General features: G+C 44.5%; 1 protein-coding gene. It reads left to right on the forward strand.

Going from position 1 to position 761, the window contains the following annotated elements:
- On the forward strand, positions 1-761 hold a 761-nt coding region (locus ACFINH_RS10150), incomplete at both ends, for a DUF4815 domain-containing protein (RefSeq protein WP_375633047.1).

The following is a 761-nucleotide window of genomic DNA, read 5'->3' on the forward strand; positions in this document are numbered from 1 at the left end:
ATGCAATTAGAGCGCATTAAAAGCAATGTTGACTCTAAAGAACCCGTTGCCAAAAAGGGCATGTTTGCTGATCCCTTTCTTGATGATAGTTACAGAGATGAAGGCTTTCAACAAACGGGGGCTGTAGGCAACGGCATTTTACAGCTCGCCATTGATCCAACCTTTTACACCGCTAATCTTACAGCGCCTGTCACCCTTGACTGGACAAATGAAGTGATCATTGCGCAAGAGTTGACAACTGCTTGCGAAAAAATCAACCCCTATCAAAATTTTGCACCCCTTCCTGGTACAGTAACCCTTGAACCCGCAACAGACTTCTGGCATGAACAGCGCACCGATTGGCTCTCGGGTATCACCAATCAAATCATTATGGGAAAACATCGCGGCAGTACCATACGTAGAACAGAAGTAAGCGATAATTTCATCAACACACACCAAGAACAAATCGACTTTTTAAGACAAATTACCCTTCACTTTAAAATTGAAGGTTTTGGCAGTAGCGAAATCTTGGAAAGTCTTACCTTTGATGGTGTGAATGTTTTACCAAAAACAAAGCTTGTTGCTAACACCAAAGGCACCCTTGAAGGCACTTTCACGATTCCACAAAATATTACCGCTGGTACAAAAAATGTTGTGGCACGGGGAAAAGGTGGAACCATTGCTACGGGTCTTTTTACAGGGCAAGGCGTGATTGATGTGAAAGTGATGCGGCGCACCACCACGGTGAAGATCTGGACGCAAGTGGACCCACAAGCGCAAGT

Origin of the sequence: Bartonella sp. AA74HLJMH, from assembly GCF_042197045.1 — a bacterium.
Taxonomy (GTDB): Bacteria; Pseudomonadota; Alphaproteobacteria; order Rhizobiales; family Rhizobiaceae; genus Bartonella.